This window comes from Rhodococcus sp. MS16 (assembly GCF_013277795.1).
In the GTDB taxonomy this organism is placed as follows: domain Bacteria; phylum Actinomycetota; class Actinomycetes; order Mycobacteriales; family Mycobacteriaceae; genus Rhodococcus_F; species Rhodococcus_F globerula.
This window is the reverse complement of the sequence record NZ_VBTM01000004.1, coordinates 52,543-65,914: the sequence shown is the minus strand read 5'-3', so window position 1 is coordinate 65,914 and position 13,372 is coordinate 52,543. Positions and strand designations below refer to the sequence as shown.

General features: G+C 63.2%; 16 protein-coding genes. 9 read left to right on the top strand and 7 right to left on the bottom strand.

The genetic code is table 11. The features are described 5' to 3' along the window. Positions 1-17 precede the first annotated feature (17 nt). The 3 genes from FEZ60_RS09790 to FEZ60_RS09780 are packed head-to-tail and all read right to left on the bottom strand — an operon-like array spanning position 18 to position 3,034. Entirely contained in the window at positions 18-1,166 is a 1,149-nt protein-coding gene (locus tag FEZ60_RS09790) for a M20 family metallopeptidase (RefSeq protein ID WP_033231263.1), read from the bottom strand. Further along, on the bottom strand, positions 1,163-2,323 hold the full coding sequence (locus FEZ60_RS09785; RefSeq protein WP_051730213.1) for a M20 family metallopeptidase: 1,161 nt from the start codon (positions 2,321-2,323) through the stop codon (positions 1,163-1,165). The genes FEZ60_RS09790 and FEZ60_RS09785 overlap by 4 nt, the downstream gene beginning before the upstream one ends. A gap of 12 nt (positions 2,324-2,335) precedes the next feature. Beyond that, positions 2,336-3,034, bottom strand: coding sequence for an enoyl-CoA hydratase-related protein (locus tag FEZ60_RS09780; protein ID WP_033231264.1), 699 nt, complete (start codon positions 3,032-3,034; stop codon positions 2,336-2,338). Between the two features lie 67 nt (positions 3,035-3,101). Here FEZ60_RS09780 and FEZ60_RS09775 point away from each other — a divergent pair, with 67 nt between their 5' ends. Together FEZ60_RS09775 and FEZ60_RS09770 are read left to right on the top strand one after the other, a co-directional pair. After that, entirely contained in the window at positions 3,102-3,887 is a 786-nt protein-coding gene (locus FEZ60_RS09775) for a purine-nucleoside phosphorylase (RefSeq protein WP_172936026.1), read from the top strand. After that, positions 3,884-5,491 (top strand): phospho-sugar mutase, encoded by a 1,608-nt coding sequence (locus tag FEZ60_RS09770; protein WP_172936025.1) that lies wholly within the window; start codon positions 3,884-3,886, stop codon positions 5,489-5,491. Before FEZ60_RS09775 ends, FEZ60_RS09770 begins: the two co-directional genes overlap by 4 nt. Position 5,492: 1 nt before the next feature. Here FEZ60_RS09770 and upp read toward each other — a convergent pair whose 3' ends face one another. Then, complete coding sequence (upp, locus tag FEZ60_RS09765; protein WP_033231521.1) at positions 5,493-6,116, bottom strand: uracil phosphoribosyltransferase; 624 nt, start codon at positions 6,114-6,116, stop codon at positions 5,493-5,495. Between the two features lie 82 nt (positions 6,117-6,198). Here upp and FEZ60_RS09760 point away from each other — a divergent pair, with 82 nt between their 5' ends. From FEZ60_RS09760 to FEZ60_RS09740, 5 genes are read left to right on the top strand one after another with little or no spacing between them, the layout of a single operon-like run. Continuing rightward, complete coding sequence (locus tag FEZ60_RS09760) at positions 6,199-6,513, top strand: hypothetical protein (RefSeq protein ID WP_172936024.1); 315 nt, start codon at positions 6,199-6,201, stop codon at positions 6,511-6,513. Next, positions 6,510-7,481, top strand: a complete 972-nt coding sequence (locus tag FEZ60_RS09755) for a C40 family peptidase (RefSeq protein ID WP_172936023.1) — start codon at positions 6,510-6,512, stop codon at positions 7,479-7,481. Before FEZ60_RS09760 ends, FEZ60_RS09755 begins: the two co-directional genes overlap by 4 nt. 1 nt (position 7,482) lies before the next feature. After that, positions 7,483-7,839, top strand: a complete 357-nt coding sequence (locus FEZ60_RS09750) for a hypothetical protein (RefSeq protein ID WP_045070695.1) — start codon at positions 7,483-7,485, stop codon at positions 7,837-7,839. Then, positions 7,836-8,135: a YbaB/EbfC family nucleoid-associated protein gene (locus FEZ60_RS09745; RefSeq protein ID WP_172936022.1), complete on the top strand. Its 300-nt coding sequence runs from the start codon at positions 7,836-7,838 to the stop codon at positions 8,133-8,135. Before FEZ60_RS09750 ends, FEZ60_RS09745 begins: the two co-directional genes overlap by 4 nt. 47 nt (positions 8,136-8,182) lie before the next feature. Beyond that, positions 8,183-9,421 (top strand): hypothetical protein, encoded by a 1,239-nt coding sequence (locus FEZ60_RS09740; RefSeq protein WP_033231270.1) that lies wholly within the window; start codon positions 8,183-8,185, stop codon positions 9,419-9,421. A gap of 40 nt (positions 9,422-9,461) precedes the next feature. Here the strand turns inward: FEZ60_RS09740 and FEZ60_RS09735 are convergent, their stop codons facing one another. Genes FEZ60_RS09735 through FEZ60_RS09725 form a run of 3 tightly spaced genes read right to left on the bottom strand, consistent with a single transcriptional unit; the run spans position 9,462 to position 12,247 of the window. Then, positions 9,462-10,544 (bottom strand): adenosine deaminase, encoded by a 1,083-nt coding sequence (locus FEZ60_RS09735; RefSeq protein WP_172936021.1) that lies wholly within the window; start codon positions 10,542-10,544, stop codon positions 9,462-9,464. Positions 10,545-10,554: 10 nt separating this feature from the next. Then, the gene (locus FEZ60_RS09730) at positions 10,555-11,850 is read right to left on the bottom strand and encodes a thymidine phosphorylase (RefSeq protein WP_045070699.1); all 1,296 of its coding nucleotides are present in this window, start codon (positions 11,848-11,850) and stop codon (positions 10,555-10,557) included. Further along, complete coding sequence (locus tag FEZ60_RS09725; protein WP_033231273.1) at positions 11,843-12,247, bottom strand: cytidine deaminase; 405 nt, start codon at positions 12,245-12,247, stop codon at positions 11,843-11,845. The genes FEZ60_RS09730 and FEZ60_RS09725 overlap by 8 nt, the downstream gene beginning before the upstream one ends. A 252-nt stretch (positions 12,248-12,499) precedes the next feature. Here FEZ60_RS09725 and sdhC point away from each other — a divergent pair, with 252 nt between their 5' ends. Continuing rightward, entirely contained in the window at positions 12,500-12,904 is a 405-nt protein-coding gene (sdhC, locus tag FEZ60_RS09720; RefSeq protein ID WP_072782401.1) for a succinate dehydrogenase, cytochrome b556 subunit, read from the top strand. Between the two features lies 1 nt (position 12,905). Beyond that, positions 12,906-13,361, top strand: a complete 456-nt coding sequence (locus FEZ60_RS09715; RefSeq protein WP_033231274.1) for a succinate dehydrogenase hydrophobic membrane anchor subunit — start codon at positions 12,906-12,908, stop codon at positions 13,359-13,361. Positions 13,362-13,372 lie beyond the last annotated feature (11 nt).

Genomic DNA, 13,372 nt, shown 5'->3' with positions numbered 1-13,372 from the left:
CCCGACGGGAACCGGAACTAACCGAGAACGAGGCTTGTGAGAACCTTCACGCCCACACCGAGCGCGCGCTCGTCGAGATCGAATGTGGGTTGATGGATATCGAGTTGTTCACCTTCGCCGGACCACACACCCAACCTGGCCATTGCACCAGGGACGGTCTCGAGGTACCACGAAAAGTCTTCTCCACCACCGGATTGTGGTGTGTCAGCCAAGGCATCCTGCCCGACGCTGGCGATGGCGTCCTCGAACATACGCGTCGAGACCTCGTCATTGACGACCGGCGGGACACCGCGGCGGTAGTTCAGTTGGTAGCGGACACCTGTCGGTGCGAGCAGTCCGTGCACGATCTCCTCCACAAGAGGTTCGAGCAGTTCCCACGTTTCGTGATCGCCCGTTCGGACCGTGCCCGTCATCATGCCGGTCTGCGGGATAGCGTTGGGCGCTTGACCGGCGCTGACCGCGCCCCACACCATGACGGTGCCGGTGCGCGGATCGATACGGCGGCTGAGCATTCCGGGCAAACCGGTGACAACAGTTCCGAGCGCGTAGATGAGATCAGTTGTCAGGTGAGGCCGCGACGTATGGCCTCCCGGCGAATCCAGAACCACTTCGACGGTATCGGCTGCGGACGTGATCGCGCCGAGTCTCACACCGACCTGACCCGCTTCCAGGCGCGGATCACAATGCAGAGCAAAGATTCTCGAAACACCGTCGAGTGCACCGGCCGCGATGACGTCGAGCGCACCGCCCGGCATCACTTCTTCGGCAGGCTGGAAGATCAACCGAACTCCGACCGGAAGTTCCGGCAACGACGCCAAGGCCACACCAACGCCCAACAGGATCGTGGTGTGCGCGTCGTGCCCACAAGCGTGGGAAACACCAGGGACCGTGGACGAGTACGTCGCACCCGTCGCCTCCTGCATCGGCAGTGCATCCATGTCGGCGCGCAGGGCAATGCGGGGTCCGTCCGGACCGATATCGCACGTCAACCCCGTGCCGCCGGGAAGCACCTTCGGTGAAAGTCCAGCTTCGATGAGCCGCGTCGCGACAAATTCCGTTGTCGCGTATTCATGGCGCGCCAATTCGGGGTTGGCGTGAATGTGCCGTCGCCACGCGACCAGATCGTCGGTATGCGCGTGAATCCAAGTATCGATTGCCGCGTTCACCGGCGATCTACTCCTTCCAACAGACGGGCGCGTTCCGAAGGATCGGACGCTACCCGGACAGCAGTGCGAGCCAAGGCTATTGCGCCGTCTACAACGGCGCGATCAGCAGATTCCGTGACACACGCAGCAGCGAACTCCGGCTGATGTGTCACTGCCCCAGCTGAATCCAAACCGATCACAGGATGAATTCCAGGAATCACGTTGGTGACATTACCCATGTCGGTACTTCCGAGCGGACGAGAACGCTCCCATTCAGGTGCCAACGGCACCCGGCCCAGGTCCAGGATCTGTTCGCGGTACACGTCAGCGAGCCACGGATCAGGCGTCAATTCGGTGTAGGTCGGCGATACGGTGCGGATCTCGTGAGTGCAACCGGTGCCAAGAGCGCCGGCTGCAAAACAGGCATTCGACCGCTCCGACAGATTGGCCAACGACGCGGCGGTCTCCGCCCGCAAGTAATACAACAGCTCCGAACGCGCCGGCACGATGTTGGGGGCGGTTCCACCGTCACTGACGATGCCGTGAATCTGCTGACCGGGGAGCAGGTGCTGGCGCAACAACCCCACTGCCACCTGAGCCAGGGTTGCCGCGTCGGCGGCATTGAGTCCGAACTCCGGTGCGGCGGACGCGTGAGCCTCCCGTCCGTGGTAGCTGACGGCGATATCGGCCAAGGCCAACGACGTCGCACCGATGATGTCGATCGGGCCAGGGTGAACCATCATCGCGGCGCCGACGCCGTCGAACGCCCCGCGCTCGAGCATCAGCACTTTGCCGCCACCCGTTTCCTCGGCCGGAGTTCCGATCACCCGAACGGTGATGCCGAGTTGGTCCGCCACAGACGCCAAGGCGATACCGGCACCTACCGCCGCCGCAGCGATGATGTTGTGCCCACAGGCGTGGCCGATGTCCGGAAGAGCGTCGTACTCGGCGCAGATCGCGATGACCAGCTCTCCGCTGCCGTACGTCGCATCGAACGCCGTGGGTAGATCGACCAGACCGCGAGTGATCGCGAAGCCGTGCTGCTCCAGCAGTTCGGACACCTTGGCGCTGCTGCGGAATTCCTCGAATGCAAGCTCCGGATCACCGTGAATCGAATGCGACAGCGCAATCAGATCGGTCTCCACAGACCTGACTACGCCGTCGACTTCATGATTCACCGAATCATTGTCTCACCCGAACGAGAAGTTGCTCTTGTCAGTCACCCGTCCAAGATCAACCAACAGGTCTCGATGAATCCCGGCCTTGATTCCGGCCAGGTTCGGTCCGTGTGTCGCGGTGAGCGCAGCGGCCTTGGCCACCGCGGTCGCGAGCACCGAATCACCCTCGACGGTTTCCTGGACAATTCCGGCAGACAGTGCGTCGGCGCCACCGAATCGGCGCCCGGTGGTCATTGCCTCCACGGCCGCTTGCTTGGGGAGTCTGCTGTTCAGCAGGGCCGACATGCCAACGGTGAACGGCATGTTCAGGCTCACCTCTGGCAGGCAGTAGAAACCGCGGTCGGCGCGCATGATCTGGAAGTCGTGCGACGTCGCGAGCATCGCGCCCGCTCCGAAGGCGTGGCCACCGATCGCCGCGACCGTCGCCATCGGGAATGTCAGCAAGCGGGTGTACAGCGTGTGTACCTTGTCGAGGTACCCGGGAAGACCGTCGATGTTGGCAAAGATCCACGTGGTGTCCAGGCCGTTCGTGTAGAACTTGCCCGTCGCCGTGGTGACCAGGGCAGCCGGCCCCTCGTGCGCTTCGACCTCGTCGAGTGCGCTGTGCACCGAGTCGATCCAATCAGGGGTGAAACGGTTCTCGTTGTCAGTTTCACCCTCGTTTCCGAGGTACAGGATGAATACGTCGCCGTCGCGTTCGAGATAAGGCATGAAGGGCAGCGTAATGGCCGGTAGGTCATCCGACGAACCGACCCGACTCGTCAGTAAGGTAACGCACATGGGAACGATCGCCGAAGCCGCCGCTGCCGCTCTGTCCGCCATGACCGGAAGCGCGCCGCCCTCCGTCGCCGTAGTCCTCGGTTCAGGGTGGACCGACGCTGCCGACCAGTTCGGTGAGCCCACTGCCGAGGTGTCGATGGCCGACCTACCTGGCTTCGCTCCGCCGTCGGCTCTCGGCCACGCCGGAAGGATCCGAACCGTCACCGTCGGCGATACCCAGGTTCTGTTGCTTCTCGGACGCACCCACGCGTACGAAGGCCATGAACTCAGCTCCGTGGTCCATCCCGTTCGCACCGCCATCGCAGCGGGCGCGGACACCGTGATCCTCACCAATGCCGCCGGCGGTATCCGCGAGGACTACGCCGTCGGTCAGCCGGTCCTGATCAGTGACCACCTCAACCTGACGGCTCGCTCGCCGTTGGTGGGCGCGGAATTCGTCGATCTCGTCGACGCGTACTCCCCCGAACTTCGAGCACTCGCCCGCTCCATCGACCCCGAACTCGCCGAAGGCGTGTACGCCGGACTACCCGGGCCCCATTACGAAACGCCGGCCGAAATCCGCATGCTGCGCACCCTCGGCGCCGATCTCGTAGGCATGTCGACGGTCCACGAGACCATCGCGGCTCGCGCTCTGGGCGCACGGGTGTTGGGCATCTCGATGGTCACCAATCTTGCCGCGGGCATCACCGGCGCACCACTCGATCATCAGGAAGTACTCGCGGCAGGCAAGGCGTCCGCGACCCGAGTGGGAACGCTGCTGCGCCAACTGGTCCGCGAACTGTGATCCTGGCGGCGCAGGAGTGGATCAACTCCGATCCCGACCCGGCCACCAGGCGCGAACTCGCATCGCTCTCCGAACATGAACTGGCCGAACGTTTTTCCGCTCCACTGACATTCGGCACGGCGGGGTTGCGCGGACCGGTGCGAGGCGGCCCCAACGGGATGAACGTAGCTGTTGTCATCCGCACCACCGCCGGACTCGCAGCGTGGCTGAACGCGCACGGCCACAGCGGCTCTCACATCGTTGTCGGCCGCGACGCCCGCCATGGTTCCGAAGCATTTGCCACTGCCGGCGCCGAGGTTCTGGCCGCCGCCGGATTCGAGGTCACTCTTCTTCCCCACCCGCTACCGACACCGGTGCTCGCATTTGCCGTTCGGGCACTCGGCGCCAGCGCCGGAATCCAGATCACCGCGTCGCACAACCCCGCCGCGGACAACGGCTACAAGGTGTACCTCGACGGTGGATCCCAACTGGTCTCACCGGCGGATCGCGAAATCGAAAGCGCGATCGCGAAGGTCGGCGGCGCGTCGAGCATTGCCAGAACTCCGGTGACGCCGGTGGGCAACTCCGTGATCGAAAACTACGTACGACGCGTCGCAACGCTTCCTCACGGTCAAGCCCGCAACATTCGCATCGCACTGACACCACTGCACGGCGTGGGCGGGGACACCGCACTGGCCGCATTGCACGCCGCCGGTTTCACCGACGTCCACGTAGTCGCCGGGCAATTCGATCCCGATCCCGATTTCCCGACCGTCGCATTTCCCAATCCGGAAGAACCCGGTGCCACCGATGCACTTCTCGAGCTGGCCGACACGGTGAACGCCGATCTCGCGATCGCTCTCGATCCGGACGCCGACCGCTGCGCCGTCGGGGTGCGCGACGGCGACAGGTGGCGAATGCTTCGCGGAGACGAGACGGGCGTGCTGCTCGCCGACCACGTCCTCACCGCGGCTCGGCCGAATTCCCTCGTAGCGACCACCATCGTGTCGTCTACTCTGCTCTCGAAACTGGCTCCCACTCGCGGCGCTCGATTCGCCTGCACCCTCACCGGATTCAAGTGGCTGACCCGCGCGGGCGACGGTCTTGTCTACGCCTACGAAGAGGCGATCGGCCACTGCGTCGACCCCGACGCCGTCCGAGACAAGGACGGAATCTCGGCCGCCGTCCTGGTCGCCGATCTGGTTGCCACTCTTGCCGAGACCGGCCGAACCGTGCTGGATGTGCTCGACGACTACGCCCTCGAATTCGGCTATCACCACGGGGACCAAGTTTCCCGCAGAGTCGACGACGTTGCCGACATCGCCACCATCATGGACCGCATTCGGAGCAATCCACCGCACGAAATCTGCGACGAGGCAGTTGCTTTCGAAGATCTGGCTGCTTTCGAGGATCTGGCGACGGTCGATTCGCCACTGCGCACCGACGCGGTGGTCTTCACCGGCGCGACGACGCGCATCGTCGTCCGCCCGTCCGGCACCGAGCCCAAGCTCAAGTGTTATCTCGAGGTCGTGATTCCGGTAGCGAACCGCAGCGAACTCGCCGGCGCCCAGGCAGCAGCGAAGACCCGGACAAGACAACTCCGGGCCTTCGCAGAAAATTTGTAGGCTAGCGCGGTCCGAACTGCCGATCGCCCGCGTCGCCGAGGCCCGGCACGATGAAAGCGTTCTCGTCCAAGCCGTCGTCGATGCTCGCCAGAACCAGGCGAACCGGGTGGCCGGACTCCGCAAGCGCGTCGACACCACGCGGTGCCGCGACAACACACACCGCTGTCACGTCGGTTGCTCCGCGCGCAACGAGCAGGTCGATCGTGTGAACCATCGATCCACCGGTTGCCAGCATCGGATCGAGTACGAATACCGGGATTCCGGAGAGATCAGCCGGGAGCGATTCGAGGTACGGAACGGGCGCGTGGGTCTTCTCGTCGCGCGCCATTCCCACAAAGCCGACACCAGCCGACGGGATCAACGCACTGGCCTGCTCGACCATGCCCAGACCGGCGCGCAGCACCGGGACCAGCAACGGAGGCTTGGCCAGACGAATTCCCGTTGTCGCTGCCACCGGCGTGTCGACGGGGAACTCTTCGATCTCGGCGTCGCGCATTGCCTCGTACACGAGCATGTGCGTGAGCCGACGCAGAGCCGACCGGAATGTCGCATTGTCGCTGCGTGCATCACGCATTGTCGTCAGGAGTGCCGCTGCCAGCGGATGGTCGACTACGTGCGTTTGCATGACCATGAGGATAGTTCCTCGGGAACCGAGCGGCCCCGGGCGGCGTCCAAGAAAGGAGTAAGCGCAACGGGGGGAAGAGAAGTTGGACAATTTTCTAGCTCACACAGAAGACATCACAGACTTCGGTTCACGACTGGCCGTAGTCGCCGACACCGTGGCCCGCGCCCAGGCCGACGCGGCCCGTCACGATCACACTGCGCTCCGCGCAGTCCTGGGGTTGATTGCGGAGGACTTCGTCCGAGTCACCGGCGAAGCCCAACAGACTCACATCGACGATCTCGGCCGTCTTGCCACCGTTGTGTCCAGTGCCGCAGCCGCCACACACAGCGCCCGCGACCTGTACGTGGGCACAGACGAGTTGATTCGCAGCACCATCGTCGAAGCGGCGCGGACATGATCCCCGTCGAGGCCCTTGCCCGGCCGATCATCGACCTGGTGGCAACCCTTGGTTCTGGCGTCACCGACTCGAACGGACCCGAAGTCGGACTCCGCATCGCGTCGGACGTACTGGAGATCGCCTACCAACTGGGTACCGCTGCACTGGGGGAACTGTCCGGCGGCGGAACATCCACCGCGGGCATGCGCGCCGCGACAACAATGACCGAACAGACCCAAGCGGCAACTCGAACACTCACCGGTAAAGGCACCGACATCGCCGGAATTGTCGACGAGGCCACCATGACGGTGTCCGCCGGGATCAACGAACTGAACGGCATCTTGCAGTCGTTTCTCGGGATCGCTGCCAAAGCCGGTCCGGCCCTACTGACGCCGCCGGGCCAATTGATGCTCGTTGCAGCTGCATTCGACCATCTTGGGCAGGCAATATCCGTCGTCGAGAGAATGCGCGGCGATCTCTCCGGGTCCACCGACAAGATGTCCGCTCTGGTGCCGTCAGTCCCGCTGCCGGATCCCGCGCCCGGGGTCACCAACCCGGAATCGGGAACCGGTTCTGCTGCCAGTACCGGCAGCGCTGGATTGCAGATCGATCTGCCCGACGGTTCTGTTGCGACCGCGCCCAACGCCGAAGCCGCCGCAGCAGTGCGCAACGCACTCACCCAGCAAGGAGTGCCATACGAGTGGGGCGGCACCTCACCTGGGGTTGGCCTCGACTGCAGTGGTTTGACGCAATGGGCCTACGGACAAGCGGGCGTCGATATTCCGCGCCTTGCCCAGGAACAAGGCATCGGCAGCCCCGTCGATCAGTCCGAACTTCTGCCGGGCGACCTCGCAGTCTGGGACGGCCACGTTGCCATGGTGATCGGCAACGGCCAGATGGTCGAAGCCGGAGACCCGGTCAGCGTCAGCCCTGTCCGAACATCCAACATCGGCATGGGATTTCACGGCTTCTACCGACCCACAGAGTGAAATGAGCACGAATATGCAGGACACACCGCGCCCGCCGAGCGTCATCACCGCCGTGGCGGCAAATCGCCGCGGAACCATCGCCTTACGGGCCACCGAACAGGGCATTCCCATCGACATCCGTATCCATCACAGCGAATTACGCTATGGCGGTGCTCGCCTGGCCACCGAGATCATGGCCCTCTCTGCCCGGGCCGCCATGGAGGCCGGCGTCCGCCACCGCCTCGAATTGGAAGCCGATGGGGTTCCGGCCGACATCGTGAATGCCCTGGGACTCGCAACACGTGAGCAATTGGCCGACGCCCAAGCTGCCGAAGAGCACACCGACACAGCCCCCACTACCTGGATGCGATCGATATGAACGAAATGGACCGAATCATGGAGCGCGCCAAGAGTCAGTGCGGATTCATGCAGGATGCGGTCGGTGACGTCGACGCCATCCGGGCGACCGCCGCGAGCGCCGACGGCACGGTTGTCGCCTGTGTCGACGGAATGGGCGCGCTGGTCGAACTGACCATCACCGACGCCGTAACCACTATGGAACCGAAGGCCGTCGCGGCACTGACTATCGCCACCATCCACCAGGCAGTTCACCGCAGCAACGTCGAACGCGAACGTCTGATGAATCAACTGAGTCGCTCACTCGGCGAGGTGTGAGTAACCCGCGCTATACGCAGGGCGGTCGGGTCGATAGGCTTCCGCCCATGGCTGGAGATATCGTCCCGATCGAAATCGGTCTCACAAGTGGAGACCTCGTCACGTTGTGGGCGCCGCGGTGGCGTGAGGGCGACGACGAATGGGAGGCCTTCCTCGGTCATGAGGAAGACCTGTACGGGTTTGCCTCGGTCGCGGAACTCGCCGCATTCATCCGCACCGATACCGACAACGATTTGGTCGACCACCCCGCTTGGAGTGTTGTTGCCGGTCTCTCCGCCGCGGAACTCGAACCGGAGGAGAACTTCACGTTCGACTTCGTCGGAGTACCGGAACTTGCTGCCGGGGACCCGGAACCGCTGGTTGTCTCCGAACTCGAAGACACCCTGAACATGGCCCGCAATATCGGCGAGGTCTGCGAACTCGATTCCGTGATCCGGTTCTTCAGCGGCCACCCGATCCTGGGTGCACTCGCGACGGGCGCGAGCGCCTTCGAGGGTCGTGAAGGACTCGAGATCTGGGACCAGGTCGGCGCAGCCATCGCCAAGGACTGGGACAAGGTTCTCGACGCGATCGACACCGTCGTGACATCGCCCAAGGTTGATGCCGCTGCCGTCGCAGTCGCCGAAGCCGAACTCCTCGCAGCCGCCGAGAACACCGTCGATGCGGACGACGTCGCCGAGGAAGGCGAGGACGAGGAATTCGACGAAGACGAACTCGACGAGGACGACGACGAGATCGAGACGTTCTGGGGCGAGGTCGGCGTCGATCCGGTCCGCATCATCACCTCCGGCGACACCTTCTACACCCTTCGTTGCTACATGGGTGACCAGGCAATCTTCCTCGGAAAGGACGGGTTGATCACCGTCTTCCGGTCCGAGCGCGCACTCGGCCGCTACCTTGCCGACAATCACGAGCACGATCTGTCACAGGTCAGCACGTACGGCGTGATCCAGAATGCCGCCGTCGACGGTTCACTCGACATCGAGGTCACCGACGAAAATGTCTACGTTCTCCCCGGCATCGCCGACGACCTTGCCCAGGGCCCGGACGCCGTCGACGTCGAACAACTCGAACTAGCTGTCGAATTGTTCACCGATGCAGCCGATTTCGCGGACGATGACTCCACCGAGGAAGCGCTGTCCGCGTCGAACGAGCTCGGGTGGTACGTCTCGTACCTTCTCAATCCCGATCCGTCCCGGATGGCTCCCAGTGCGCCGTTCACCAAGGAATCCGAGGGGTGGCGCGAACTCGAGCGTGAGTTCGAGACACGCCTGCGTCCCGAGTAAACGGCGTCGGCTGATCAGTACTGCTACCCGACCAACACTGTCAGCCGACCAAAACTGCGTATCCGGGCTTGATGACGTCGTCGATGTACGCCAGACGCTGGTCGAACGGGATGAACGCAGACTTCATGGCGTTGATCGTGAAACGTTCGAGGTCGGTCCAGCCGTAACCGAATGTTTCGACGAGCGCCGCCATTTCGCGACTCATGCTGGTATCACCCATGAGCCGATTGTCGGTGTTGACGGTGACCCGGAACCGTAGGTCTGCCAACAGTCCGAACGGATGATCGGCCAGGGCAGCCACGGCGCCGGTCTGGACGTTCGAGCTCGGGCACAACTCCAGCGGGATGCGCATGTCTCGAACGAAGTTCGCGAGCCTGCCCAGCTCATGGCTACCGTCGACGGCAGTGACATCGTCCACGATGCGCACACCATGCCCCAACCTGTCGGCTCCACAAAATGCGATAGCTTCGTGAATCGACGGCAACCCGAACGCTTCACCGGCATGGATGGTGAAGTGCGCGTTAGCATCCCGCATGTACTCGAAGGCGTCCAGGTGGCGACTCGGCGGATTCCCGGCCTCGGCACCCGCGATGTCGAACCCGACGACACCGCGGTCACGGAATCGCACGGCAAGTTCGGCGATTTCGCGGGACCTGGCGGCATGACGCATGGCAGTCAGCAAGCAACCGATCTGAATCTTGCGCCCCTGGGCCTGGGCCGCGGACTCCCCCGCCCGGAATCCTTCGAGTACGTACTCGACTACCTCATCGAGCGTCAGGCCCTGTTCGAGGTGCTGTTCGGGTGCAAACCGCACCTCCGCGTAGACCACGTTGTCGTCGGCCAGATCCTCGGCACATTCCTGTGCCACGCGTGAGAGTCCCTCGGCAGTCTGCATGACGGCCACGGTGTGCGCGAAGGTCTCGAGGTACAGCTCGAGCGACCCGCTGTCTGCGGCGGTTCGAAACCACTGGGCGAGTTCGGCAGCCGTATGTGCCGGCAGATCCGTGTATCCGCAATTTTCTGCCAGTTCCAGGATTGTCTGCGGACGCAGACCACCGTCGAGGTGGTCGTGCAGTAGAACTTTGGGCGCGCTACGAATCGAGTTCAACACCGGTGCGTTCATGCAACATAAGCTAACGCGAGTCACCCACAATTCGCTCGATGAGCAGCGGTCGCGACACTGTGTCGGATTCGGACCCGATTGCCCAACTGCCGTCGAGACTCCGGCGTGCGGCGTCGAATCGCTCGGGTGTGTCCGTGTGCAGTGTCAGTAGCTTCTGTCCCGCACGGACCACGTCACCAGGCTTTGCATGCATCTGCACACCCGCACCGGCTTGTACTGCGTCACCTTGGCGCTCGCGCCCCGCTCCGAGTTTCCACGCTGCGATACCGACGCCCATGGCGTCCAGTCGAGTGAGGACGCCGTCGCGGTCGGCAGTGACGACTTCGGTGTGTCGGGCCACGGGCAAGTCCGCATCCGGATCGCCGCCCTGCGCGTCGATCATGGCGCGCCACCGATCCATCGCACTGCCGTCGGCCAGCTTCTGCGCGGGATCGACATCGTCGATTCCGGCCGCCGACAACATTTCCCGAGCCAAGAGGAGGGTGAGCTCGACGACGTCGGCAGGTCCGCCGCCCGCCAGCACCTCGACGGATTCGCGCACCTCGAGTGCATTGCCAGCGGTCAAGCCGAGTGGCGTACCCATCTCGGTGATGAATGCCGTTGTGCGCACACCGGCGTCGTTGCCCAGTTCGACCATGGTGCGCGCCAACTCCCGCGCGTCACCGAGTTCCTTCATATACGCACCCGAACCGACCTTCACGTCCAGCACGAGAGCACCGGTTCCTTCGGCGATTTTCTTACTCATGATCGAACTCGCGATCAGGGGAATGGATTCCACCGATCCGGTCACGTCGCGAAGGGCATAGAGCTTCTTGTCCGCCGGCGCGAGGTTCGCGCCCGCAGCACAGATGACCGCACCGATCTTCGGGTTCGCGAGGATCTCCACCATCTCGGCCGCGGTGAGGTCGGCACGCCAGCCCGGGATCGCCTCGAGCTTGTCGAGAGTTCCACCGGCATGGCCGAGTCCACGCCCCGACAGCTGCGGAACAGCAAGACCGCACGCGGCGACCAGAGGTACCAGCGGAAGTGTGATCTTGTCTCCCACACCACCGGTCGAATGCTTGTCGACTGTCGCCATCGGTAAGTCCGAAAAGTCCATGGTGCCGCCGGATTCGATCATCGCCCGCGTCCAGCGGCCGGTCTCCGAGCGCGTCATCCCGCGGAAGTAGATCGCCATCGCGAGGGCCGCCATCTGCTCGTCCGGCACAACTCCCGCGGTGAACGCCTGCACGATCCAATCGATCTCGGTGCCCGAGAGCTCCCGACCGTCACGTTTTGCTCTGATGATCGACACGGCGTCAAACATGGCGAAGTCCTTCCGCTTGTTCCGGCCCGAAAGCGTCCGGGAGTAATTCCGCGAGTGGGCGCGGCCCTTGTGAGGTGTCGACCAGAAGTTCTCCGCCACCGTGCTCGAGCAGGAGCTGTCGGCACCGTCCGCACGGCATCAGTATTGCGCCGTCCGCGTCGACGCACGAGAAGGCAATCAAGCGTCCTCCGCCGGTGGCCGCTAAGTTACTCACCAGTCCACATTCGGCACACAGACTCAAACCGTATGAGACATTTTCCACATTGCATCCTGAGACGATTCGACCATCGTCCACCAGGGCCGCGGCACCTACCGCATATCCGGAGTACGGGGCATAGGCCCGACGCATCACCACTTGCGCGTTGTGGCGCAACAACTTCCAGTCGATTTCACCCATGGTTCACAATCCAATCACGCCAACTGAATGCATGCAGAAACGACACGATACGGCCGGAATGAAGATTGGAAAGGCAAACCTTACAAAGAGTTTGGTAGGTGTACGAATCCCGCATCTGATTAGTTCCCGGATTCACCAGGGTTTAGAGTCTGAGTCAAGTCGGTTCAGGATCCCGTCGAGCCCGGGCTGAGTACCTCGAAGCTCTCTGCAGGCTCGGCGCGTCCACCAATGACGTTGGAGGCACAGCACTCGATGAGTACTACGACTGAAGCCGCTCCTCAGAAGGAGCGCACGAGGTCGCTTTACCGGGGCGACCCCGGAATGTGGTCCTGGGTTCTACACCGGATCACAGGCGTCGCAACTTTCTTCTTCCTATTCGTACACGTTCTCGATACGGCTCTCGTGCGGGTTAACCCCGACACGTATGACGCTGTCATCGACACGTACAAAAACCCCGTCGTCGGTCTCATGGAGATCGGCCTCGTCGGTGTGGTCCTTTACCACGCCCTCAACGGCGTGCGCGTGATGCTCGTGGATTTCTGGTCGAAGGGCCCGAAGTACCAGCGCGTCATGCTCTGGACCATTCTGGCGATCTGGTTCCTGGTGATGATCCCGGGCGCCGGACGCATCCTCATCAACATGTTTGCGGAGCACTGACATGGCGACTACTCACGGACCCGAAGCCAAGAGCCTCGGTACCTCATACGACCGTCCTGCCAGCCTGGACAACCCGCGTTCGCCGCGGGCCAAGGCGCGGAACAACTTCGAGCTGTACGCATGGCTGTTCATGCGTTTCTCCGGCGTTGCCCTGATCGTCCTGGTCCTGGGCCACATGTTCATCATGCTGATGCTCGACGGTGGTGTTCACCGTCTGAACTTCGCATTCGTCGCAGGCCGCTGGTCCAGCCCGTTCTGGCAGATCTGGGATCTGACGATGCTCTGGCTGGCACAGTTGCACGGCGGTAACGGTCTGCGCACGGTCATCGCGGACTACTCCCGCAAGGACTCCACGCGCTTCTGGCTGACCACGATCCTCGTACTCTCGATGATCCTGATCATGGCCCTGGGCACGTACGTCATCTTCACCTTCGACCCCAATATCTCGGCGAGCTAGGGGAGCACAGA